This window comes from Oleispirillum naphthae (assembly GCA_027864655.1).
Classification (GTDB): domain Bacteria; phylum Pseudomonadota; class Alphaproteobacteria; order Rhodospirillales; family Rhodospirillaceae; genus Oleispirillum; species Oleispirillum naphthae.
On the sequence record JAQAZG010000002.1, the window covers coordinates 161,572 to 181,874 of the forward strand.

A 20,303-nucleotide genomic window follows, 5' to 3' on the forward strand; every position below is an offset into this window, starting at 1 on the left:
CTTATTTTACGATGTTGTTGAGGACGTCGAACAGGCTCTGCGTCGTGCTGATCACCCGTGCGGCCGCGGTGTAGGCCTGCTGATAGATCATCAGCTGGGTGAGTTCTTCGTCCAGGTTGACGCCGCTGATCTGGCCCTGCTTGAGCGCCAGGCTTTCGGTCAGGGTCTGCTGGGTTTCGCTGCGGCTGGCGGCGCGGCTCGCCTCCGACGAGGTCTGCGACAGGATCGACGTGGCATAGGCGGAGAAGCTCTGCGTTCCGGCGGCGATCTTGCCCGCCTCGGCGAAGGAGGCCGCGGAGGTGAAGGCCTCGGCCATGGCGTTGGCGATGGAGTTGTCGGCGGAGGCCAGCCCGTACTGCCCGGTGTCCGTGTTGTATTGCAGGATGCCGGAGGACAGCAGCGAGGAGTCGGAGGTCAGGTCTTCGCGCACTTCGAGGCTCGCCGCCGCGCCGGACTTCGACGGCGCCATGCCGAGGCGGGTGAGCACGCCCTGGGCGGTGGTCTCGCTGACCACCATCTCCTCGCCGTCGTTCTGCAGGATGCGCAGGCGTACGCCCGAGCCTTCCTTGACCACGCTCGCGGTGATGTTGGCGGCGGCGAGCGCGGAGTCCGCGTTGATCTTCGCCGCGATGTCGGAGACCGTGTCGTTCTGGCTGATGTTGACGGTGGAGATCGCGGTGTCGCCCGCGATGCCGAAGCTCATCGCCGAGGCCGTGGACGCCTTCCACGACGTGGAGACGATCTTGCTGTCGTAGAGGCAGTTGGCGGTGGGATCGACGTAGAAGTCGTTGAGCCCGAAGAACGCCGAGAAGCCCTTGCTCACCGATTCGTAGATGCCGTCGCCGCCCGCGGCGTCGAAGCTCACGGTGATGTCGGCGGCCGCGCCGGTGGTGTCCTCGTCGCGCATCGCGAAGCCGACGCTCTCGGTCCCGGGAATTTCGATCGCCAGGTGTCCGTCGGTATCCACCGAGGCCCAGGCGGTCGGCGTGCCGCCCTTGTAGTCGGTGAAGAAGGCGTTGAGCGCATCGACGATGTCGTCGATGCTGCCGCTGCTGGTGGGGGTGCCGCCGTTGAGCGCGGTGAGTTCGTCCTTGATCGAGGACTGCGCCGCCTGGGTGCCGTCGGCGTTGTAGAGCACCAGCTTGACGTCGCCGGGGCCGAAGCCGACCGACTGGCCGGCGGAATCGATGAAGGTGCGCGTGCCGGTGGAGTTCTGCGCCAGGCCGGGGTACGGCGTGCCGCGGTTGTGCACCGCGTTGAGCGTATCCTTGAGCTGGGTCGCGAGTTCGTCCAGTTCCGATTGCAGGGCGGGCAGGGTGGTGTCGCGCATCTGGATGTAGCCCGCCATCTCGCCGCCGGAGATGTCGGCGGTGATGTCGGCGCCGCCCGCGGAGATGCCGTTGAAGTTGCCCGCCTCGTAGGTCAGCCCCGCCGCGGTCTGGGTCACCGCCTGGTGGGTGAGGGGGACCGGGTTCTTGTCCAGCAGGCTGCGCCCCTGGGCGGTGAGCAGGATCACCTCGCCCGAATCCCGCTTGAAGTAGCTGAAGTTCATCAGCGCGGAGAGGTCGGTGAGCGCCTGGTCGCGCTGATCCTCGAGGTCGCCGGTATCCTGGAAGGTGTTCTGGTTGCGCACGATCTCGGCGTTCAGGGTGCTGATGTGCGAGAGCAGGCCGTTGACCGAGTCCACGTCGCTTTCGAGGCCGCGGTCGGCCTCGAGGCGCAGGTTCTGCAGCGCCGTGGTCATGGTGTTGAGCTGCTCGGCGACGTCTGCCGCCGACTGCACGGTGTTGAGCGCCTGGGTGACGCTCGACACATCGACGCCCAGGGTCTCGAACTGGTTGGCCAGGCTTTGGATGGCATGCGCGATCGAGCTGTTGTCCGAGGGCGAGCCGAACAGGTCCTGGATGCGGGAGTAGTAGGTGTTCTGCACCGAGTAGGAGCCCGCCACCGCGGCCTCGCGGCGGATGTCGCGCAGCAGCGCCTCGTCCACCGTGCGCTCCAGGCCCCGCGCCCGCACGCCCACACCCCTTCCGGCCAGCACCTGGCTTTCCTGCACGAAAACCTTGCGGGTGTAGCCGACGGTGTTGACGTTCGCGATGTTGCGCGAGATCGAGTCCAGCCCTTGCTGGGCGGTGCTCAACCCGGACATCGCGGCGCCCAAGGCCAGTGTAATCGACATTGCGTACTCTCCCGTTACGGTGTCGTCGTTCTGACGGCTGCGGGATGGCGGCTCACAATTCCTTGTTGAAGCTCACCGCCAGCGGACGGCCATCCGCGGTGCTGCCCTTGAGCGCGCCGCTCCTGCCGTAGATCGCGTTGCGTTCCTGCGCCTGCTTCACGCCCTCGACCACCGCGTGCATCACGCGGTTGGCCGCTTCGATGTTGGCGGTGAGCAGGCGCTCGTTGCGTTCCGTCGCGGTCTGCAGGCGCTCGCCGAGGGAGCGCAGGGAAGCGCGCTCGTCCTCTTCGAGAATCTGCAGGATGTCCGGCGCATCGACGATCGCCTGCATCTGGTTGCGGTAGTTGCGCGCGAGAGTCCACTTGTTGACCGACAGCGCCTTCACCGTCTCGATGTCGTGGCCGGAAAGCGCCGCGTTCTCTGCGTCGATCAGCTCGGTGAGGCTGCTCATCACGATGCGCAGATCCTCGATGCTGCGGCGGTGCCGGTCCGGCACGGCGCGGGTCTGGGGTGCGGTTTCCTTGCTCATGCGGCGCGGCCCTCCTGTGCCGCAAGCAGGGTGCGGGAGACCGCGTCGGCGATGCCGAGTCCGCCGGTCTTGGCCACCTGCTTGCCGTATTCGTCGATCATCAGCGACCGGTACATCGTCTCCGCCTTGCCGCCGCCGAACTCCGGATCGGCGGACAGGCCCTCGAACATGAACTGGAACATCTGGCTGAGGAACATCGCCTCGAAGTCCTGAGACGCCTGGGCGATCTGCTCGCGGCTCGCGCCCTTGGCGCCCTTCGCCCGCGCCGATGCGGCGGCGGTGGCGGCGGCGTCGCTTTGCGGCAGGGCGGCGGAGGCGAAGGCGTCGATCATCACATCACCTCGATGTCGGCGTTGAGCGCGCCCGCGGCCTTGATCGCCTGCAGGATGCCGATCATGTCGCGCGGGCCGACCCCCAGCGCATTGAGCCCGTCCACCAGTTCCTGCAGGGAGACGCCCTCGTTGACGATGGCGAGGCGCTTGTCCTTGTCCTCCTGCACCTGGATGTCGGTGCGCGGCACCGTGGTGGTGGTGCCGGTGGCGGAGAACGGCGCGGGCTGCGACACCTGCGGCGTCTCGGTGACGCGGATGGTGAGGTTGCCCTGGGCGATCGCCACCTCGTTGATGCGCACGTTGGCGCCGATGACGATGATCCCCGAGCGCTCGTCGATCACCACGCGCGCCACCTGGTCCGGCTCGACGCGCAACTGCTCGACATCGGTGATCAGTTCGACGACGTTGCCGGAATAGTTGGGCGGCACCGACATCTGCACCGTGGTGGGGTCGAGCGCCCGCGCCGCGTGCGTGCCGGTGAAGGCGTTGATCGCCTGCGCGACGCGCCGCGCGGTGGTGAAATCGGGGCTGCGCAGGGCGAGCTTGACGTCCTGCATCGCGTTCAGGGAGAAGGGAATCTCGCGTTCGACGATGGCGCCGTTGGCGATGCGCCCGGCGGTCGGCACGTTCTTCACCACGCTCTGGCCCGCGCCCGAGGCGGCAAACCCGCCGATCGCCACCTGGCCCTGGCTCACCGCGTAGACCTCGCCGTCGGCGCCGATCAGGGGCGTCACCAGGAGGGTGCCGCCCTGCAGGCTCTTCGCCGTGCCCATGGCGGAAACCGTGACGTCGATGCGGCTGCCCTGGCGCGCGAACGGCGGCAGGGTGGCGGTGACCATCACCGCGGCGATGTTGTCCGGGTCCACCTTGTTGTCGCGGGTGTTGACGCCCAGGCGTTCCAACATCGCGATCAGGCTTTCCTTGGTGAAGGTGATGTCGGTGAGGTCGTCGCCGGTGCCGTTCAGCCCGACCACCAGGCCATAGCCGATCAGCACGTTGTCGCGCACGCCCTCGACGCTCGCGATGTCCTTGATGCGCGAGGAGGCGAGCCCGTCCGCGGGCGCCGCGAGGCAGGCGGCGAACGCCAAAGCGGCGGCGCAGCGCCGGCTTGCGGAAAGAAGGCTGATGCTCTTGGTCCACACACCCATGACTCGAACCCGTTGTTGCACACGCGCCGGACGGTCCCTGCGAAGGGAAGAATCCAGGCTCTTTCATGCGAAACCCATGCCACGGTAAATGGCTTTGATAAACAACGATATTTTTTAGGAAAGGCGCGGGCGGGGGCGGGCGTTTCCGGCAATTCCCGCCACCCGCCGGGCAAGAACTGCCGCCCCGGACGCGGCCGCCGCGGGGTGGGCAAATATTGCCCATTTTTGCGCCCCGCCGATCCCGGTAAACTACCACGGTCGGATTCCGTCCGGCGTGGATGGGCTGCCGCGGGAAAGCGTCATGAAGGTCGGTTCTGCCGGATCAACCACCTCCGTCTCGGGAACGCGCAAGAGCGAGTCCCGCCGCAAGGTCGAGGGCGCCGGCTTCGCCGACCTTCTGGATCAGGCGGTCGGCGGCGTGGAGGACGGCGGCGCGGTGGAGGGGCCGGTTTCTCTCTCCGGCGTCGAGGCCATCCTCGCCACCCAGGAGGTGGACCCGGACGGCGGCGCCCGCGCCCGCGCCCGCATGGCCCGCCGCGGCGAAGACATCCTCGGCCGCCTCGATGCGGTGCGGCTCGGCCTGCTCTCCGGCGCGGTGCCGAAGGAGGACCTGGCCGATCTCGCCCGCCTGGTGCGCGGCAAGCGCGAGGCGGGGATCGACCCCCGCCTCGGCGCGATTCTCGACGAAATCGAACTGCGCGCCGAGGTGGAGCTCGCCAAGCTCAGCCGCGGCCTCGGTGCGGTGTGACGGCGCGCACGCCCGCCGCGACGATTTCCCCCGCCTTCCTTCCGTGGTTGCATCGCCGTGCACAGAAGTGTTGCTCAGACGGGCGACCGTCCCTATATTGCGTCGCGCGTGGCTCCTGACGCGAGCCCGGTCCCCGCATGTTGGGGAACGCCGGACTGATGAGGATGAGGCAGGTATGACCGTGATGTTGCCGCCGGATTATCGGCCGTCCGAGGACGAGGAATTCATGAACGAGCGGATGGCGGAGTACTTCCGCCGGAAGTTGCTCGACTGGCGGGCCGATCTTCTCCGGGAGTCCGAGGAAACCCTCGACCACCTGCGGGAAGGACCGGTCAACGAGGCGGATATCGCCGACCGCGCCTCGTCGGAAACCGACCGCGCGCTCGAACTCCGCACCCGCGACCGCGCCCGCAAGCTGATCGCCAAGATCGACGAGGCCCTGGCGCGAGTCGAGGAAGGCACCTACGGCTACTGCCAGGAGACCAACGAGCCGATCGGCATCCGCCGGCTGGAGGCGCGGCCGATCGCCACCCTTTCGCTGGAGGCGCAGGAGCGCCACGAGCGCCTGGAGCGCACCCACCGCGACGAGTGAGCCTCTCCGCAGGCGCAAGCATAAACGCCCCCGCCCATCTTTTGGGCGGGGGCGTTTGCATGGTCCCGCAAGGGGGTGTTACTGCTTCTTGGCGCCGCCTTCGAGCAGGCCTTCGGCGATCTGCAGGTTGGTGTTGACCAGGGCCTCCACCTTTTCCGACAGGCGATCCTTGGAGAGATCGAAGGTGACCTTCGCGGTGTAGTCGGAAAGCCGGGTCAGGCTGGTGCGGATGTCCGCCGGCAGCTTGCAGTCGTCGCGCGCCACCAGGGTCTTGATCGCAGTCCACAGGTTGAGGTTCTCGTCCAGAGCCGCGGCGAGCGCCGTCTGGTCGTTCTTCTCCAGGGCCTGCGACAGGGCCACCGCAGCCTGCGTCAAGGCGAAGGCGTCTTCCTCGAACGTGGACATCGGTGCTTTTTCGGTCGTCATGGCATGTCTCCCAACTGATGCGCCCGCTGCTTTTCCCAGGCAGGCCGATCACACGCCTGAACTCCCCCGCCGTTCGGGCGTTCAAGGAGACGGCGCAGGCTACCTCACGCTTCAACTCGAAATTCTTAAACCAGAATCGCCTCGGCGACGATGCAGTATCGTGCGGGGAAGGTTAAAGAAAAGAAAATACAGGCAAAAAAGGGGCCCGGCAGAGCCGGGCCCATGCGGCAGACGGGATAGCCGCGGAAACGGAGTCGTCAGAACGGCAGGATCACGTCGAGCAGTTGCGAGCCGTAGCGCGGCGTCTGCACGTCGCTGATGGTGCCGCGCCCGCCGTAGGCGACGCGCAGCTCCGCGATGTCGGAGGACGCGATGGTGTTGGTGGAGCCGATGTCCTCGCGCCGGATCACGCCGGAAACCTGGAGCTGCCGCAGTTCGTAGTTGACGCGCACCTCCTGGTTGCCCGCGATCACCAGGTTGCCGTTGGGCAGCACCTGCACCACCACCGCCGCCACCGAGATCCGGATCGTCTCGTTGCGGGCGATCGCGCCGGTGCCGGTGTGGTCGCGCGAGCTGGTGACGCCGGAGACCATGGTCGTCGGGTCCACCGAGTTGGGCAGCACCTTGTTGATGCTGTTCTCGAGGCCGAGCAGGCTGGAGATGCCCATGCTGTCGCCGTCGCCGCCGCGGTTCTGGCTGGTGGAGTTGGAGAGCGAGGCGCTGTCGGTGATCGCCACCGAAACGGTGAGGATGTCGCCCACCTTGGCGGCGCGCTGGTCCTTGAAGAAGGCGCGCGCGCCGGGCCGCCACAGCGAGTTGGCCATCGGCCGCGGCGTGTCCGGGTCGGGCATCGGCATCGTCACCGGGCGGTAGCCGCTCTTCTCCGTCGGGTTGGTGATCGCCGAGAGCTTCGGCTCCTCGCCGATCTCCGAGAGCCGGGTGAGGGTGTTGCAGCCGGAAAGCGCGAGCGCCACGAGCGGCAGCATGGCGATGCGGCGCAACGGATGGATGAACCTGCGGGTCATGTCGGGCCTCCTCCCCTCAGCGCAAGGCGGTCTGGGTGGCGGCGTCCACCACCACCTGGTTGCCCTGAACCACCTTGGCCATCAGGGTGCGGTTGCTCTTCGGGTTGAGCACGCGGATCACGTCGCCCTGGCCGCCGGCGTCCAGCGCCTTGCCCTTGGCGGTCAGGTTCATCGACTTGAGCGCGTAGTAGATGATCACCGGGTCGCCGCGGTTGATCAGCACCGGCGTCTGCACCTGGCTCGCCTTCACCGGCATGCCTTCCTTGATGGTGCGGCGCGCCTGCTTGCCGACCAGGGCGTAGGGGTCGGTGACCGCGCCGCCCTGCAACAGCCCGGTGCGCACGTGGGCGACGGTGACGTCCGCGGCCTGGATGATGTCGCCGCGGTTGACCGTGGCGGCGAGCACCGGCACCGGCTCGGTGGCGTAGGCGCGGCCGCTCACCGGCACCTGGCGGGTGAACACGACGCGCCCGTCCGCCGCGGCGGTGATGTCAACGGAAGCGGCGAAGGCGTGGGTGCGCGGGTCGTACTGCACCTGGCCGATCTCCATCCGCGGTTCCGCCTCGGCGGGGAGCGACACGGCGAGCGAGGCGGTGGCGGTCTGGATGTCCGCATCCTGCGGCGCGCCCGCGGCCTCCAGCGCGGCGCGCAGCGCGGCGAGCACGTCGGCGTGGGAGATCAGGCGGCTTTCGCGCTTCACCACGACGCGGATGTCGCGGGAGGCCGGCTTCCACGCGATGCCGTAGGCCCGCGCGATGCGGGAGAGCAGCTCGGCATCCAGCACGCTGCGCTCGCCCGGCTCCGGCGCGGCGAGGATGGCGCGGTCGCCGCGCGGGATCGGTCCGTCGAAGATGTCGCTGACGCGGATCACCGCGCCGCGCACCGAGACCACCGGGTTGAGGCTGTTGGCCTCCGCCCCCGTGGCGGGCGCGGCCTGCACGCCGCCCGCGGCCGCGGCGGCGGGAAGCGCGGCGGCGGCGAGCGCGAGGGTGCTTGCGAAAAGCCAGGCCATGGGTTGCATCGGGGTCTCCCCTATCCGGACTGCGGTCAGCTCTTCATGTTGCTGACCGTCGCCAGCATGTCGTCGGAGGTCTGCACCACCTTGGAATTCATCTCGTAGGCGCGCTGCGCGCTGATCAGGTCGGTGATCTCGGTGACCACGTTGACGTTCGAGGTTTCCAGGTAGCCCTGGAGGATCGAGCCGAAGCCGGTGGTGTCCGGGGTGCCGGTGGAGGGCGTGCCGGACGCCGTGGTTTCGAGGTAGAGGTTGTCGCCGATCGCCTCCAGCCCCGCCTCGTTGATGAAGGTGGCGGTCTGCAGCGCGCCGACGTTGGATTGCGTCGTCTGGCCGTCGATCTTCACCCACACCTCGCCCGAGGAGTTGACCGTCACTGCGGTGGCGTTGGTGGGAATGGTGATGCCCGGCTGCACCGTGTAGCCGTCGTTGGTGACGATCTGCCCGGTGGAGCTGAGCTGGAAGGAGCCGGCGCGGGTGTAGGCGGTGTCGCCCGAGGGCAGGGTGATCTGGAAGTAGCCCTTGCCCTCGATCGCGAGGTCCAGCGTGTTGTCGGTGCTGGTCAGGCTGCCCTGCTCGGTGATGCGGTAGACCGCCGCGGTGCGCACGCCGAGGCCGATCTGGATGCCCGCCGGAACCACCGTGCCGGTGTCCGAGGTGGCCGAGCCCTGGCGCTTCATGTTCTGGTAGAGGAGGTCGTTGAACTCCGCCCGGCGGCGCGAGTACGCCGTGGTGTTCATGTTGGCGATGTTGTTGGAGATCACTTCGACGTTGGTCTGCTGGGCCTGCATCCCGGTCGCCGCAATGCTGAGAGCGCGCATCGTCGTGGTCCTTTTCTAAGATCAGAACTGCCGGGCGTACGCCTCGATGGCGTCGCTCACGCGTTGGTGTTCGATGTCGATCATCTTCTGCGCCTGCTCGTAGGAGCGCTGCACGTTGATCATCCGGGTGATTTCCGTGATCGGATTGACGTTGGAACCCTCCAGCATGCCCTGCACCAGGTGCGGCGCGGCAAGCGGATTGGGGGTCTGGTCCTGGCGCGCGGCATAGAGCCCGTCGCCCACCTTGTTCAGCGCCCGCTGGTTGTCGAAACCGACCAGGCGCAGGCGGCCGATCTGGCCGTTCTCGGTGGAGATGGTGCCGTCGCGGGCGATGGTGATCTCGCTCTCGTTGGGGGCGAGCACCACCGGCGTGTCGGAATCCGAAATCAGCAGTTCGCCCGAACTGGTGGCCAGCTGGCCGTTGGCGTTGAGCTTGAAGTGGCCGTTGCGGGTGTAGAGGCGGTCGCCGTTCTCCGCCTCGACGGTGAAGTAGCCGTCGCCCTTGATCGCCACGTCGAGCGGGTTGCCGGTGGTCCGCATCGCGCCCTCGGAGAGGTCGCGCGCCGCGCCGAAATCCTCGGTGTAGGCGATCTTGTCGCGGAACAGCGACCGGTCGGTGCGCACCGCCGCCACGTAGTCGGTGAACAGCATCTGCTCGCCCTTGAACCCGGCGGTGTTGACGTTCGCCATGTTGTTGGCGACCTGGTCCATTTGCCGCCATAGGGCGGTCTGGCGGCTGAGCGCGATGTAACCGGCGTTTTCCATGATCGATCCCGTCTTCTGTCGTCTTCGGCCCGCCGTTTGCCGGCGGCGCCACGTATTCGCAAGTCCATGTGCATCCCCCGTGCCAATGGATCATATTATTGAAATTGAATGATAAATTGTGAATTCACGGTGCCGCCGGAGCGGCAGCGGGCGCGTTGCTGCCGGGTGCGGGCGGCAAATTTCGCCGGGTGGGGTGTACGGCGCAGACGCGCGTGGTATGTTTCAACGTCTTTTTAATCAATTCCGGGTACGTTGAAACTTGGCCCGGAAGCGGGCGCGGAACCGGGCAGCGGGTTGGTGCGGGCATGGCCGAAGACTACGAAGAAGACATCGAGGAAGGCGCCGCAGAACAGGAGCCTGCCAAACGCAGTAAGAAGAAACTGATCCTGCTGGTGGTTCTGCCGCTTCTCCTGATCGTCGGCGCGGCGGCGGGCGCCTATTTCACCGGGCTGGCCGACCCGATCGTGGCGATGCTGGGCGGCGGCAAACACGGCGAGGAAGCCGCGGCGGACAAGCCCAAGGGCGTGGCCGCGCCGCCGGTGTTCTACGAACTGCCGGAGATGCTGGTCAACCTCAACCCCGGGAGCGGTCGGCGCGCCTCGCACATGAAGATCAAGGTGCGGCTCGAGCTCTCCTCGGCGGCCGACACCCCGAAGATCGAGGCGATGCTGCCGCGCATCGTGGACAGCTTCCAGGTCTATCTGCGGGAGCTGAGGGTCGAGGACATGCAGGGCGCGGCGGGGATGTACCGGTTGCGCGAGGAATTGATGATGCGCGTCAACCGGGTGGCCGCGCCGGCGAAGATCAACGACGTCCTCTTCCAGGACGTGCTGGTGCAATGACCCCGGAAGCGGGCGTGAAAGGGCGGAAAGTCTGATGGCGGAGGACAAGGCACGCACCGCGACCGACGAGGACGCCCTGATGGCGGAATGGGAAGCCATGGCCGACGACAAGGGCGCCGCCGCCGATGCGCCCGCCGGCGGCGACGCCACCGCCGAATGGGAGGCGATGCTCGACGGCGACGGCAAGGAGGGCGGGTCCGGCGACGAGACCGACCTGATGACCAACGTCTCGGGCCGGGAATCCGCCCGCGTGCTGAACCAGGACGAGATCGACAGCCTCCTCGGCTTCGACGGCGGTGTGGGCGGCGAGGACAACCGCTCCGGCATTCAGGCGATCCTCAATTCCGGCATGGTCTCCTACGAGCGCCTGCCGATGCTCGAGGTGGTGTTCGACCGCCTGGTCCGCATGATGTCCACGAGCCTGCGCAATTTCACCTCCGACAACGTCGAGGTGTCGCTCGACAACCTCGTCTCGCTGCGTTTCGGCGACTATCTCAATTCCATCCCGCTGCCTGCGATGCTCGCGGTGTTCAAGGCCGAGGAGTGGGACAACTACGGCCTTCTGACCGTCGATTCCTCGCTGATCTATTCGATCGTGGACGTGCTGCTCGGCGGCCGCCGCGGCACCGCCGCGATGCGCATCGAGGGCCGCCCCTACACCACCATCGAGCGCAATCTCGTGGAGCGGATGATCCACGTGGTGCTCGCCGACCTCTCCGCGGCGTTCGACCCGCTGTCGCCGGTCGCCTTCCGCTTCGACCGGCTGGAGACCAACCCGCGCTTCGCCACCATCTCGCGCCCCTCCAACGCCGCGATCGTCGCCAAGCTGCGCATCGACATGGAGGACCGCGGCGGCCGCCTCGAACTGCTGCTGCCCTACGCCACCCTGGAGCCGGTGCGCGAGCTGCTGCTGCAGATGTTCATGGGCGAGAAGTTCGGCCGGGACTCGATCTGGGAAATCCACCTCGCCGAGGAGCTGTGGCAGACCGAGGTGGAACTGGAGGCGGTGTTGGACCAGCAGTACCTGCCGCTCTATTCCGTCCTCAACATGGAGGTCGGCACCCGCCTGATGTTCAACGCCACCCCGGAGTCGCGGGTGGTGATGCGCTGCGGCGACGTGCCGATGTGGGGCGGACGCATGGGGCGCAAGGGCAATCACATCGCCATCTGCCTCGACGAGAAGGTCAAGCGCAAGCGCAACTGAGTCACCGGGAAGGATAGTCCGCCATGTCACCCTCCATGCTGCTCGATGTCGTCATCGTCGCGCTTCTGGTGCCGACCATCGTCTATGCGGTGATTCTCAACCGCAAGCTGGAAGGCCTGCGCCGCAACCGCGACGAGCTGACCAAGATGATCGCCGCCTTCCAGGATGCGACGGTGCGCGCCGAGGCGGGCATTCCCAAGATGAAGAAGGCGGTGGAAGAGGTGGGAGCCACCCTGCGGGACTCCATGGAACGGGCGCAGACCCTGCGCGACGACCTCGCCTTCATGAGCGAGCGCGCGGACTCCATGGCCAACCGCCTGGAGGCGCATCTGCGCGAGGCGCGCGGCGCGGCGCGGCCCGGCCTCAACCTGGAGTCCCCGGTGGCGGCCGTTGCCGACCTGCCGGAACCCCTGGGCATGGACCGGGTGCGCGAGATCGGCGAGGGCGCGCGCGTCGTCGGCGGCATCGCGCCGGGGCCGACCCTGCTCTCCGCCCTGCTCGCCGACGAGGCGGCAGGCTTCGACGGGCGCGAGGACGAACGCTCCGAGGCGGAGCGCCAGTTGCTGCGCGCCATCCGCGCGGCGCGCTAGGGCGGGGGAGCAGGCATGGGCCGCAAAACCGCATCCTCCCGTTCGGCCACGCCGCGTTTCCGCCTGTTGCCGTTGTTCATTCTCGCCGGCGCCCTGATGTTCGGCGCGCGCCTCGGCAGCCTGTGGCAGCGCGGCACCGGGCATGCGCCCGTGACGCCCGCCGCGGTGGTCGAGCAGCCGCTCATCGCCCCGGCGCTGGCGCAGGGCGCCACGCCCGAGGCCAAGCCCGCCGCCGAGCCGCTTTCCGGGATGAGCGAGCCCGCAGGCTTCTCGCAGTCGGAGATCGAGGTGTTGCAGAGCCTCGCGGCGCGCCGCGAGGAACTGGACAGGCGCGAGCGCGAACTCGACCAGCGCCTCGCCGTGCTTTCCGCCGCCGAGGCGCAGATCGACGCAAAGATTCAGAAGCTGCGCGAAATCCAGAAGACCATCGAGGGCCTGCTCGACAAACACCAGGAGCAGGAAGACAAGAAGATCGAGAGCCTGGTCAAGATTTACCAGGCGATGAAGCCGAAGGATGCGGCGCGCATCTTCGAGCAGATGGACATGCCGATCCTGATCCGGGTGTTCAAGGGGATGAAGGAACGCACCTCGGCGGCGATTCTGGCGGAAATGACGCCGGACCGCGCCAACGCGGTGACCGCGGAACTCGCCACCCAGACGCAGTTGCCGCCCGATCTGGCCGGCGACGCGGGGGTGAAGAGATAGTGTGGAAGAGGCCCGCCACGCCACGGAAAAGGCTTGCGTCCGTCCTGCCGTTTACTTTATACCCCGACGTTACGTCTTTGTTTTGGTATGATGATTTTCTGGTATCGGCGGAAACCGCCGCCCCCTTCGGGAGAGGGTTCAATGGCCGTTGACATGAACATGCGCATTCTTATCGTCGATGACTACAAGACGATGCTGCGTATTATCCGCAACCTGTTGAAACAATTGGGCTTCAACAATATCGACGAGGCGACGGACGGCAGCATGGCATTGCAGATTCTGCGCTCCGGCAACACCTATGGGCTGGTCATCTCGGACTGGAACATGGAGCCGATGACCGGCTTGCAGCTGCTGCGCGAGGTGCGCGCCGACGCACACCTGAAGAGCCTGCCCTTCATCATGGTCACGGCGGAAAGCAAGACCGAGAACGTCATCGCCGCGAAGCAGGCGGGGGTTTCCAACTACATCGTCAAGCCGTTCAACGCCGAGACCTTGAAGACCAAGATGTCGAGCGTGCTGGGCGACTTCTAAGGGTTTGCCGGTCTCCGTCCGAAGGGAACGCGCGATGAGCCGCGACGACGCCGAAACCGCCTTGCAGAAACGCCTCGACATGATCCGCGCCGCCCGCGGCAACGCGGTGCCGCTGGAGGACGTGGCGGAGGTGGTGCGCGCCATCCTCGACACCATGACCGGCGAGATTTCGGCCGGGGAACTGCGCGTCTACGGCGAGCTCGAGGCGCTTGCCGAGGTGATCCGCAAGACCAAGCAGGAAATCGCCGACATCCGCCCGGACGAGATCAAGGACGACTTCCTGCCCACCGCCGCCGATGAGCTCGACGCCATCGTGCAGTCCACGGAAACCGCCGCCAACGCCATCCTCGACGCGGTGGAGGCGATCGAGGCGGTGATCCCCACGGTCGATGCCGCGGCGGGCGAGGCGCTCTCCAACGCCACGATGCGGATCTACGAAGGCTGCAACTTCCAGGATCTCACCGGCCAGCGCATCTCCAAGGTGGTCAATACCTTGAAGCAGATCGAGGAACGGGTGAACACCCTGGTCGCCGCCTTCGGCGAGGAGATCGAGCAGGTCCTGAAGCAGGAAGATGGCGCGCCCCGGCACGCGGAAGCGGATCTGCTGAACGGGCCGCAACATCCCGATGCGGCATCGAGCCAGGACGAAATCGACGCGCTGCTGGCGAGCTTGGGCTGAATGCCCGCCATCCGGTGCGTCTGACCGGAAATCCGGAGCGTGGGGATCATGCCGGGCGCTGTCTTCGAGGATCGGGAGTGGATGGACAGGCCGCAGGAGCCGCGACGCGACGGCTCGGTGGCGCTGTTCCTGTCGCTCTATCTGCTGCTGCTCGCCTTCTTCATCCTCCTGGTGGCGATCTCTAACGGCGAGAACGTGAAAAGCCGCGAGATCATGCAGGGCGTGAGTTCGCAGTTCGCGGCGCAGCGCACGCCGCGCGAGGCCGCGAGCTTCACCTCCGATATCGGCGCTTTCGTCTCCCCCTCCGCCTTCATGGACCGCATCACCCAGGTCTACGAGACGGCGATCCCCGCCGCCGAGATCACCACGGTCTCCACGGGCCGTCTGATGGAGCTGCGCTTCCACGTCGATTCCCTGTTCGAGCACGATACCGAAACGCTGCGTCCGGCGCAGCGCCGCGCCATCGCGCAGCTCGTCTCCTCGCTGTCGGCGCCGCCGCCCGGCCTGCGCTACGAGGCGGAGGCGATCTTCTCCGTGCCTGCCGGGGCCGCTCTGCCGGTGGCGGAGGACCGCGCGATGCGCCGCGCCGGGGTGATCGCCCGCGCCTTCGTCGAGCAGGGCGCGCCGCGGACGGCGGTTTCCGCGGCGCTGGAGGAGGGCGACCCCACCCAGGCGCGCCTGGTCTTCCGCGTCGCCGAGGAGAAGGCGGGGGAGGGCGCGCAATGACCGACCCCAATGCCCTTCTCGACTGGGAAGGCGGCGTGCCCGAGGCGCAGCCGCCGGAAGGCGCCTCCACCGCCTGGATGCTCACCTTCGCCGACCTCGTCTCCCTGATGCTCACCTTCTTCGTGCTGCTGTTCGCGGTTTCGGGGGTGAAGGTGGACCGCTGGCAGGAGGTGGTGGACACCCTGTCGCGCAGCCTCAATCCGGCGCTCGACGCGGCGAAGAGCGGCTCCGCGCTGAAGAACATCGAACAGGTGGAGGTGCGCCGCGCCACCTCGCTCGCCTATCTCGCCAGCCTGTTCGAGGCGCTCGCCGCCGACACGCCGCAACTCAAGGGTTCCTCGGTGCGCCTGCTCGACGACCGCCTGGTCCTGTCGCTGCCCGCGCCCGCGCTGTTCGCCCAGGGCGGCGCCGCGCTCACCGCCGCGGCGCGCCCGGTGATGGGCTCGATCGGCGAGGTGCTGAACGGCCTCACCAACCGCATCGCGGTGGCCGCCTACGCCGCTCCGGCGGCGGAGACCGAGGCCGCCTACCGCTCGGCGTGGGAGTTCTCGCTGGCGCGCGCCGGCGCGGTGGCCAACTTCCTGAAAAGCGTCGGGGTGACCCAGCCGATCCGCGTCTACGGCATGGGCGAGGCGGTGCATGCGCCGGCCAGCCTCGACATCGTCATCCTGCCGAGTTGGAGGCAGCAACCGTGAGCCGCCTCCGCCCCATGCTGCGCCTGATCCTGCTGGTCTGCGCCGTGCTGTTCGCCGCGCCCGCGGCGTTTGCGCAGAGCGTCGAGATGCGCGCCGGGGTGCACGAGGGCTTCGGCCGCATCGTCTTCGAATGGCCGCAGCGCACCGAATATACCGCCCGCATCGCGGGCGACCAGCTGGTCGTCAGCTTCGGCAGCGCGGTGGCCGCCGACCCCGCCGCCCTGGTGCCGCGCCTGAATGCCTATCTGCGCGCCGCACGCAGCGAAAACGGCGGCCGCCGCCTCGTCTTCGACCTCGCCGGGCGGCACACCCTGCGTTCCAGCCGCTACGGCAATTCCGTGGTGCTCGACCTGCTGCCCGCCCCCGCCGCTTCCGCCTCTTCCGCCGCGGCGCCCGCGCCCGGCGCGGTGCCGGTGCGCGTCGGCGTGCATCCGGGCTTCGTGCGCATCGTCTTCGACTGGCCGCGCCGCCCCGGGGTTTCCACCGGCCTGACGGACGGCCGGGCGTTCATCCGCTTCGACGCGCCGGGCCGCATCGACCTGGCGCGCCTGCGCGGCCTGCTGCCCGAGGCGATGCGCAGCGTCCGCGAGGACGGACGCAACCCGCTGGCGGTGTCGCTGCCCGCCGCCGCCGCGGCCAAATCCTTCCGCACCGGCGCGGGCGGCATCGCGGTGGACGTGCCCACTGCCGCCGCGGCGGAAAAGCCCGCGCCGCGATCGCCCGCCGCCCCTGCCGCGGCGGAGAAGCCCGCTCCGGCCAAGCCCGCCGCCAAGCCCGCGCCGGGCGAGCCGCCGCCGCCCGCCGCCGCGCCGGTGGGCGCGGTTTCCACCGTGCCGCAGACGCCGCCCACCGGCCGCATCGTCAGCCTCAGCTTCGCCTGGGACCAGCCCACCGGGGCGGCGATGTTCCGCCGCGGCGGCTACGTCTGGATGGTGTTCGACCGCCCGCAGACCGCCGACATCTCGCTGATGCGGCGCATGGGCAAGGGCGTGATCGAGGATATCGAGCAGATCCCCAGCGCCCGCGCCACCGTGGTGCGCGCCCTGGCGCCGCCGAACTACAACCCCAGCCCGCGCCGCGAAGGCCTGCTGTGGATCGTCGATTTCATGGTGCAGCCGCTGCGCCCGACGCAGCCGATCGAGGTGATGCCGCAGCTCAAGGCCGAGGGCGGGGCGCGCCTGTTCCTGCCGGTCAACGAGGGCGGCAACCCGATCTCCTTCACCGATCCGGAAATCGGCGACGACATGTGGGTGGTGCCGGTGATCCCGCTCGGCTCCGGCATTGCGCCGGCGCGCCGCTTCGTCGATGCGGAGATGCCCGTCACCGCTCAGGGCGTGGTGGTGATCCCGCGCGCCGACGAGGTCGCCGTCGCCACCAGCCGCAACGGCGTGGAGATCACCCGCAAGGGCGGGCTGCGCCTTTCCGGCGAGGCGGGGGCGGCGGTGGCTCTGGCCGAACCGGCGGGCGGCGGCCTTTCCAAGGCGTTCGATTTCAAGAACTGGATCAAGGGTGGCGAGGATCACTTCGTCGAGGACGAGCGCAAGCTGTTCGACCGGGTGGTCGCCGCCTCCGACGACCGGCGCAACGCCGCGCGCCTCGACCTCGCACGCTTCTATCTGGCGCAGGGGTTCGGCGCCGAGGCGCTCGGCGTGCTCGGCGTGATCGCCAAGGACGACCCCGGCAGCCGCGAGCAGCCGGACTTCCTGGCGGTGCGCGGCGCCGCCCTCTATCTGGCGTACCGTTCCGGGGAGGCGCTCAAGGACCTCGGCCACGAGACCCTGGGCGGCTCCGGCGAGGCGAAGTTCTGGCGCGCGCTCGCCGCCGCCGCCGCCGCGGACAAGGACGCCAGGGCCGAGGCGGTGCTCACCATCCGCGCGGGCGCGCCGCTGTTGAAGGACTATCCGCCCACCCTGCGCGCGCGTATCGCGCTCGCCGCCGCCGAGGCGGTGGCCGACGCGGGCGACGACGTCGGCATCCGCAACTTCCTCGACATCGCCAAGCGCGACGGCGCGACCCCGGCCGAACAGGCGGAGACGCTCTACCTCACCGGACGGATGAACGCCACCTCCGGCGCGCTCGAAACCGCCATCGAGAACTGGCAGAAGGCGGAAGACACGATGGTGCGCCCGTTCCGTGCGCGCGCCGCCTTCGACCGCATCGTCCTGATGCGCAAGATGGGCAAGATCACCGACGCCGAGGCGATCGACGGTCTCGACCGCCTGCGCTTCGCCTGGCGCGGCGACGACTTCGAATACACCCTCTTGAAGACCCTGGCGGAGATGGATCTTTCCGCCAAGCGCTATGGCGAGGGCCTGCGCGTGCTCAAGCAGATGGTCAGCTATTTCCGGGACAAGCCGGGGGCGAAGGACATCACCGAGCTGATGCGCACCACCTTCCGCGAACTCTATCTCAACGACCGCGCCGACGACATGCCGCCGGTGCGCGCCATCGCCCTGTTCGAGGAGTTCCGCGAACTCACCCCGCCCGGGCCGGAAGGCGACGAGATGATCCGCAAGCTCGCCGACCGCCTCGTCGCCGTCGATCTTCTGGACCAGGCCGCGGCGCTGCTCGACCATCAGGTGGAGACCCGGCTCTCGGGCGTGGAGAAGAGCCGCATCGGCGCGCGCCTCGCCCTCGTCCACCTGTTCAACCAGAAGCCCGCGCTCGCGCTTGCCGCCTTGAAGAAGAGCGAAACCCCGGAGACGACGCCGGAGATGAAGCGCCAGCGCGAGCAGTTGCGCGCCCGTGCGCTCGCCGACCTCAACCAGCCGGACAACGCGCTCAAGGGGCTCGCGGAGGACAACAGCGACGACGCCAATCTGCTGAAGGCGGAGATCGAATGGCGGCGCAAGAACTGGGCGGGCGCGGCGGAGGCCCTGGCGCGCACCGTGCACGCGCCGGAGCCGGGCACCCAGATGCAGCCCGCGATGCGCCAGAGGGTGCTGCAATGGGTCACCGCGCTGCGCCTCTCCGAGCAGCGCCGCGAGATCGCCCAGGTGCGCCGCGACTACCTGCCGTTCATGAATGCGACCCCGGAATACGACGCCTTCAACCTCTTGACCAACCGCACCCAGCCGGGGCTGATCGACATGGTGGCGGTGGAGGAGCAGATCAAGCAGGCGGAGAAGTTCCGCTCCTTCATGGGCGAATACAAGACTCGCACCAAGGCCGGAGGTTTGAGCGCAATCAATTGATTGCGGGCGAGGGGCCATCCATGGCCCCCGGGGAAAATGCCCCTACAACGCATGGTGCGGATGATATTTTTCTTGCATTCGCCCCCCCCATGCCTCACAACACCGCTTCCAGAAAAATCTGGTCCATCTGCTGGTTAGGAGTGGGGAATCATGCAACATGCTTCTCTCGCGACCCAACTGGGGATGAACTCGGAAGCGGTTCTGAGAGACTCCCAAAATGGTGCGCGTAACAACACCGCGGCGCGGTCCGCGGCGGCTCGTTTGTGGCCGTCTGTCGATAACGACAACGACTATTTTGTGGAGCGAAACGGCATAAAATTCGCCGGGACGCACTTGATCATCGATCTGTGGGGGGCGACCAACCTCGATCGCCTCGCTCTCATCGAGGAAACGCTGGAAGCCGCGGCGGAAGAGGCCGGGGCGACCATCCTCCACACCCATCTGCACCACTTCACGCCCAACGGCGGCGTGTCCGGTGTGATCGTACTGGCCGAGAGTCACATCTCGATTCATACCTGGCCGGAACGCAACTACGCGGCGCTCGACATCTTCATGTGCGGATCGTGCGATCCGTACCGATGCCTGCCGTTCCTGCGCGAGGCCTTCCATCCCGAACACGTCACGCTGAACGAGCATAAGCGCGGGATGACCACGTGGTAGCGGGTCGCGCCGGCTATGCCGAGACCCTGCACGCCCACTGGCGGCAGGAATTCGGCGACGTGCGGATGCTGCATGCCGAGACCACCCCGTTCCAGAAGCTGGAGGTTTTCGAGACTCCCGGCTTCGGAGCGGTGATGGCGCTCGACGGCGTGATCCAGACCACCACCGCCGACGAGTTCGTCTATCACGAGATGATGGTCCACCCGCCGATGCTCGCCCATGGCGGGGCGAAGCGCGTGCTGATCATCGGCGGCGGCGACGGCGGCTGCCTGCGCGAGGCGCTGAAGCATCCGGTGGAACGCGTCACCCTGGTGGAGATCGACGCCGCGGTGATCGCGGCCTCCAAGCGGTTTCTCCCGACGCTCGCCGCGGGCGGCTTTTCCGACCCGCGGGCGCGCATCGTCGTCGGCGACGGCCTCGCCTTCGTTGCCGCGACCACCGAGACCTTCGACGTCATCCTGGTCGATTCCACCGACCCGGAAGGCCCGGGCGAGGCGCTGTTCACCGAGGCGTTCTATGCCGATTGCGCCCGCGCGCTCGCCCCCCACGGCGTGCTCGCCACGCAGTGTGGCGTGCCCTTCCTCCAGCCCGCGGGCGTCACCGCCAGCTTCCGCCGCCTCTCCGCCGCCTTCTCCGACGTCACCTTCAGCGTCTGCGCGGTGCCCACCTACGTCGGCGGCCTGATGACCCTCGGCTGGGCGTCGAACGACCCCGGCCTGCGCAGGCTGGGCGTCGAAAGCCTGCGCATCCGCGCGCAGGCCGCGGGCCTTTCCACCCGCTATTACACCCCAGAGGTTCATCTGGCGGCTTTCGCGCTGCCGGGGTACATTCAGGAGCTTTTGGTCCCCTGAACCGCGCATCAGACGCGGACAGGCAGGGAGGCATCGTCCCAACAAG

The 20,303-nt window shown here is 68.0% G+C and carries 22 protein-coding genes; 13 read left to right on the forward strand and 9 right to left on the reverse strand.

What is annotated here, in order from left to right; translation table 11 throughout:
* Position 1: 1 nt before the first annotated feature.
* The 4 genes from flgK to O7R11_RS02950 are packed head-to-tail and all read right to left on the reverse strand — an operon-like array spanning position 2 to position 4,188.
* Positions 2-2,179 (reverse strand): flagellar hook-associated protein FlgK, encoded by a 2,178-nt coding sequence (flgK, locus tag O7R11_RS02935; RefSeq protein ID WP_337995990.1) that lies wholly within the window; start codon positions 2,177-2,179, stop codon positions 2-4.
* A 52-nt stretch (positions 2,180-2,231) separates the two neighbouring features.
* Positions 2,232-2,708, reverse strand: coding sequence for a hypothetical protein (locus tag O7R11_RS02940; RefSeq protein WP_337995991.1), 477 nt, complete (start codon positions 2,706-2,708; stop codon positions 2,232-2,234).
* Positions 2,705-3,040 (reverse strand): rod-binding protein, encoded by a 336-nt coding sequence (locus O7R11_RS02945; RefSeq protein WP_337995992.1) that lies wholly within the window; start codon positions 3,038-3,040, stop codon positions 2,705-2,707. Before O7R11_RS02945 ends, O7R11_RS02940 begins: the two co-directional genes overlap by 4 nt.
* Positions 3,040-4,188 carry a flagellar basal body P-ring protein FlgI gene (locus tag O7R11_RS02950; RefSeq protein WP_337995993.1) on the reverse strand — a complete coding sequence of 383 codons (1,149 nt, stop codon included), beginning with the start codon at positions 4,186-4,188 and terminating at the stop codon, positions 3,040-3,042. The genes O7R11_RS02945 and O7R11_RS02950 overlap by 1 nt, the downstream gene beginning before the upstream one ends.
* A 301-nt stretch (positions 4,189-4,489) precedes the next feature.
* On the opposite strand from O7R11_RS02950, the gene O7R11_RS02955 reads away from it, so the two are divergent.
* Both O7R11_RS02955 and dksA read left to right on the forward strand, forming a co-directional pair.
* Positions 4,490-4,936 carry a flagellar assembly protein FliX gene (locus tag O7R11_RS02955; RefSeq protein ID WP_337995994.1) on the forward strand — a complete coding sequence of 149 codons (447 nt, stop codon included), beginning with the start codon at positions 4,490-4,492 and terminating at the stop codon, positions 4,934-4,936.
* A 175-nt stretch (positions 4,937-5,111) separates the two neighbouring features.
* Positions 5,112-5,528 carry an RNA polymerase-binding protein DksA gene (dksA, locus tag O7R11_RS02960; protein WP_337995995.1) on the forward strand — a complete coding sequence of 139 codons (417 nt, stop codon included), beginning with the start codon at positions 5,112-5,114 and terminating at the stop codon, positions 5,526-5,528.
* A gap of 78 nt (positions 5,529-5,606) precedes the next feature.
* Here the strand turns inward: dksA and O7R11_RS02965 are convergent, their stop codons facing one another.
* The 5 genes from O7R11_RS02965 to flgF form a co-directional block, all read right to left on the reverse strand.
* Positions 5,607-5,954: a flagellar biosynthesis regulator FlaF gene (locus tag O7R11_RS02965; RefSeq protein WP_337995996.1), complete on the reverse strand. Its 348-nt coding sequence runs from the start codon at positions 5,952-5,954 to the stop codon at positions 5,607-5,609.
* Between the two features lie 257 nt (positions 5,955-6,211).
* The gene (flgH, locus tag O7R11_RS02970) at positions 6,212-6,979 is read right to left on the reverse strand and encodes a flagellar basal body L-ring protein FlgH (RefSeq protein WP_337995997.1); all 768 of its coding nucleotides are present in this window, start codon (positions 6,977-6,979) and stop codon (positions 6,212-6,214) included.
* Positions 6,980-6,995: 16 nt separating this feature from the next.
* Positions 6,996-8,000, reverse strand: coding sequence for a flagellar basal body P-ring formation chaperone FlgA (flgA, locus tag O7R11_RS02975; protein ID WP_337995998.1), 1,005 nt, complete (start codon positions 7,998-8,000; stop codon positions 6,996-6,998).
* Between the two features lie 26 nt (positions 8,001-8,026).
* Positions 8,027-8,815: a flagellar basal-body rod protein FlgG gene (flgG, locus tag O7R11_RS02980; protein ID WP_337995999.1), complete on the reverse strand. Its 789-nt coding sequence runs from the start codon at positions 8,813-8,815 to the stop codon at positions 8,027-8,029.
* Positions 8,816-8,836: 21 nt separating this feature from the next.
* A complete protein-coding gene (gene flgF, locus O7R11_RS02985) occupies positions 8,837-9,580 on the reverse strand; it encodes a flagellar basal-body rod protein FlgF (RefSeq protein WP_337996000.1) in 744 nt (247 codons plus the stop codon).
* 305 nt (positions 9,581-9,885) lie between these two features.
* On the opposite strand from flgF, the gene O7R11_RS02990 reads away from it, so the two are divergent.
* From O7R11_RS02990 to speE, 11 genes are all read left to right on the forward strand, one after another.
* Entirely contained in the window at positions 9,886-10,422 is a 537-nt protein-coding gene (locus O7R11_RS02990) for a flagellar basal body-associated FliL family protein (RefSeq protein ID WP_337996001.1), read from the forward strand.
* 34 nt (positions 10,423-10,456) lie between these two features.
* Complete coding sequence (gene fliM, locus O7R11_RS02995) at positions 10,457-11,626, forward strand: flagellar motor switch protein FliM (protein WP_337996002.1); 1,170 nt, start codon at positions 10,457-10,459, stop codon at positions 11,624-11,626.
* 23 nt (positions 11,627-11,649) lie between these two features.
* Positions 11,650-12,216 carry a DUF6468 domain-containing protein gene (locus O7R11_RS03000; RefSeq protein WP_337996003.1) on the forward strand — a complete coding sequence of 189 codons (567 nt, stop codon included), beginning with the start codon at positions 11,650-11,652 and terminating at the stop codon, positions 12,214-12,216.
* A gap of 15 nt (positions 12,217-12,231) precedes the next feature.
* A complete protein-coding gene (locus O7R11_RS03005) occupies positions 12,232-12,921 on the forward strand; it encodes a MotE family protein (RefSeq protein WP_337996004.1) in 690 nt (229 codons plus the stop codon).
* A gap of 141 nt (positions 12,922-13,062) precedes the next feature.
* On the forward strand, positions 13,063-13,452 hold the full coding sequence (locus O7R11_RS03010) for a response regulator (RefSeq protein WP_337996005.1): 390 nt from the start codon (positions 13,063-13,065) through the stop codon (positions 13,450-13,452).
* Positions 13,453-13,486: 34 nt separating this feature from the next.
* Entirely contained in the window at positions 13,487-14,131 is a 645-nt protein-coding gene (locus O7R11_RS03015) for a protein phosphatase CheZ (RefSeq protein ID WP_337996006.1), read from the forward strand.
* Positions 14,132-14,179: 48 nt separating this feature from the next.
* A complete protein-coding gene (locus tag O7R11_RS03020) occupies positions 14,180-14,857 on the forward strand; it encodes a hypothetical protein (RefSeq protein WP_337996007.1) in 678 nt (225 codons plus the stop codon).
* On the forward strand, positions 14,854-15,552 hold the full coding sequence (locus tag O7R11_RS03025; protein ID WP_337996008.1) for a flagellar motor protein MotB: 699 nt from the start codon (positions 14,854-14,856) through the stop codon (positions 15,550-15,552). The genes O7R11_RS03020 and O7R11_RS03025 overlap by 4 nt, the downstream gene beginning before the upstream one ends.
* Positions 15,549-18,746 (forward strand): tetratricopeptide repeat protein, encoded by a 3,198-nt coding sequence (locus O7R11_RS03030; RefSeq protein WP_337996009.1) that lies wholly within the window; start codon positions 15,549-15,551, stop codon positions 18,744-18,746. Before O7R11_RS03025 ends, O7R11_RS03030 begins: the two co-directional genes overlap by 4 nt.
* A 150-nt stretch (positions 18,747-18,896) precedes the next feature.
* Positions 18,897-19,406 carry an adenosylmethionine decarboxylase gene (speD, locus tag O7R11_RS03035; RefSeq protein ID WP_337996010.1) on the forward strand — a complete coding sequence of 170 codons (510 nt, stop codon included), beginning with the start codon at positions 18,897-18,899 and terminating at the stop codon, positions 19,404-19,406.
* Positions 19,400-20,257, forward strand: a complete 858-nt coding sequence (speE, locus tag O7R11_RS03040; RefSeq protein ID WP_337996011.1) for a polyamine aminopropyltransferase — start codon at positions 19,400-19,402, stop codon at positions 20,255-20,257. Before speD ends, speE begins: the two co-directional genes overlap by 7 nt.
* The last annotated feature ends 46 nt before the right edge of the window (positions 20,258-20,303 follow it).